Annotated in this window: 2 protein-coding genes, 2 tRNA genes and 1 pseudogene; 3 read left to right on the forward strand and 2 right to left on the reverse strand. The window is 36.4% G+C overall.

The window, feature by feature from the left end; all coding sequences use genetic code 11:
* A pseudogene (locus I6F44_RS19425) lies at nt 1–407 on the reverse strand (IS4 family transposase); the annotation flags it as partial.
* 158 nt (nt 408–565) lie between these two features.
* Nucleotides 566–1,435, reverse strand: a complete 870-nt coding sequence (locus tag I6F44_RS19430) for a diacylglycerol/lipid kinase family protein (protein WP_197174403.1) — start codon at nt 1,433–1,435, stop codon at nt 566–568.
* Nucleotides 1,436–1,760: 325 nt separating this feature from the next.
* Between I6F44_RS19430 and I6F44_RS19435 the strand changes: the two genes are divergently transcribed.
* The 3 genes from I6F44_RS19435 to I6F44_RS19445 all read left to right on the forward strand — a co-directional run bounded on the left by I6F44_RS19435 (nt 1,761) and on the right by I6F44_RS19445 (nt 2,354).
* On the forward strand, nt 1,761–1,901 hold the full coding sequence (locus I6F44_RS19435; protein WP_197174404.1) for a hypothetical protein: 141 nt from the start codon (nt 1,761–1,763) through the stop codon (nt 1,899–1,901).
* 218 nt (nt 1,902–2,119) lie between these two features.
* Nucleotides 2,120–2,210 (forward strand) — tRNA-Ser (locus tag I6F44_RS19440).
* A 51-nt stretch (nt 2,211–2,261) separates the two neighbouring features.
* Nucleotides 2,262–2,354 (forward strand) — tRNA-Ser (locus tag I6F44_RS19445).
* Nucleotides 2,355–2,682: the final 328 nt, after the last annotated feature.

Here is a 2,682-nt window from a genome sequence, read left to right on the forward strand (position 1 = left end):
TCACGTTCAGAATAACTGTCTGGTGTTATACCTGCTTTTTCAAAGCAACCTTGCGTTAAATTTAAAGTAGCATGCAATTCAATCGCTGCTGGACACGTATTTGAAAATCGCCCAGGAAAAACATCTTTTAAAGAACGATGAAGCATAATAGAGCTACCGTCCTGAATTAAAATATTCTCAAACTTGAACAAATCTTTTTTCGTGTACTTAAGCGCATCATTTATCCAACAATTAAAAACTCTATTTGTTACCTCTCGCATTAGTTCAGCTAGTTCAGGTTTAACTAACTGGTTATGAAAAGGCTTATACTTAATAGACTGCCCTGTTAGCTGATTATAAACTCTTAATATTTCGGATAAATAGATCGTTTTTTTATCCCCAAGCGCAGCAACAAGACTAACAACCATATGAAATGCGGTNTTTCACTTAGGATACTTTTTAACTTATTAATAAAAATGTTAGCATTCATTTGAAGCTCTTTTCTTGATTCTGTGGTTTGTGTGGTAACAACCATTTGATCATGAATTGAGCTTCAACTCAATTTCTTAAGATCTTACCTATGACTTTACTGTAGGCGCTTTTTTATTGGCATATGAAAAAGTAAGGCCTGTCCATGCACACTAACAACCGCAGGAGTTTTACCTACCAGTTCACCATCTGCTTCAATCAATAACCCTTCAGTTTTTATGGAAGCTGTATTTAAGCGACTGTAGTTAAGGTTTTTTATATGCTGATGGCGCTTAAAAAACAACTTCATAAAGCTTATTACGTTATAAAAAAGCCCACCCGATCGCATTTGATAACACTCAAGCAGCCCATCAGTTAAATCTGCTTTTGGCGCTATTTCTAGCCCACCACCAAAGTACTTATGATTAGCAAATACGGTAATTAAATTTTTATACTGCCTAACATCGTTATTAAACGTACCTTGTAACTGCTGAGCTTGATAATAAAATAGCTCCTTAATGCTCGTCCAACTGTAATCAAAAGATGAAAAACTAGCTTTAGCATTAATCGCTTTAACTACATGAGCATCAAACCCTACCCCTGCAATATTAATAAAATAGCGGCTATTAATTTTTCCTACATCAATTGCTGTCGGTGTATTAAATAGTGCCTTTCGCCAATCATCTTCTTTGCAACTAAACCCTCTCGAGAAATCATTACCTGTACCGCAAGGCAATAATGCTAACGAACAGCTGCTCCCTATTAGCGCATTAACCGCCAAGTTCAATGTACCATCGCCACCTAGTGCAACTACTTTGGGAAATTTACTCAGTAACAACCTTATTTGAGCGCAGTCATCGTCAAAGCTTCCCGTAGTAGTGAATATACAATAAGAAAAGCTGCGTTTTTTACAGGTTTTTTTAAGCCATGCCAATGATTTTTGGCTCTGTTTTTTGATACTTGGTTTAATAATTATTAGTAGTGACAAGCTTTTGTTTCCAGCAATGTATTTTAGAGTGAGATAACAAACGTTTAATTAAATTTTTTTAATCTGAATAAATAATCAAAAAACACTATATAAAATGCATAAAAATAAATTAAAAAAGCAAAAACCCCAACATTAAAGGGATTTAAACCAACTACCATCTAAATACCTATGCAAAAACAGTAATGCAACTTACTGAATTGCACATTAATAAAATTAATTCAGATTAGTTTAACTAATCCCTCAGGCTCAATTTTTATCGTTGTATTTTTAATCAAGCAACGTGCAAAATGCACGCGATTTCAACAGATACAACCGGAGCAAAATAATGAAACCAATTAATACATTAAATCAAACAGCATCAGCGCAAGTAGCCGTTAAACCAACTAATCGTAAAGCAAGAATGCTAGCTAAACTTAACACAATTGGTAAAAGACTAGCACTTAGCGGTGCAGCTCAATATAAATAATCACCCAACCATGATTATTTTTCGGTGCAGCGAACACTCAACCACTAAATGAAGTCACTTATTTAGCTCCCATTGTTTGCTGCAACCTATTTATTTTATTAAAAATAGCCTTAATTTCCCCTTATTTACAAAAAAAACCTCATTTACGTATGTTTTTTAGGCAAACAGTCATTTTGCTATTTACACAACGGTATCACCTAAGTATTATTCTGCGTCACGGAGAGATGGCAGAGTGGTCGAATGCACCGGTCTTGAAAACCGGCATGGGTTTATAGCCCATCTAGGGTTCAAATCCCTATCTCTCCACCATATTTTAATTGGTGGCTTTTTTTACTCCATCAATACAACCGGTTATGCGTTGGAGAGGTGTCCGAGTGGCCGAAGGAGCTCCCCTGCTAAGGGAGTATAGAGTTTGTAGCTCTATCGAGGGTTCGAATCCCTCCCTCTCCACCATACTTAATTTAAACCACTTAATTGTGGTTTTTTTGTGCCTAAAATTTAACACCGATACTAAATTGGGAGGGTGAGAACCCTCGACAGGGTTCGACAAAATGTCTGGAACATTTTGGGCCGCTGCAAGCGTCGCGCAGCGATTGATTACATGGATGTAAGCAAGTCTATCCCTCCCTCTGGACCATACTTAATTTAAACCACTTAATTGTTAACACCATTCAGTTAAGCATGCTTTGACTTAATGGTGTACCGAGTTTTTGAAATTCGAACGGTCCTACTTTTGGGCCGTTTTCTTTTTTCTGGAAGAATATAACGTTTCACTCGTTCT

It is taken from the genome of Pseudoalteromonas sp. NZS11_1 (assembly GCF_015864275.1).
GTDB classification, from domain to species: domain Bacteria; phylum Pseudomonadota; class Gammaproteobacteria; order Enterobacterales; family Alteromonadaceae; genus Pseudoalteromonas; species Pseudoalteromonas arctica.

Bases quoted from the DNA above. Each gene is read 5' to 3' on its own strand.
- I6F44_RS19435 (WP_197174404.1), top strand. From the start codon at position 1,761: ATGAAACCAATTAATACATTAAATCAAACAGCATCAGCGCAAGTAGCC.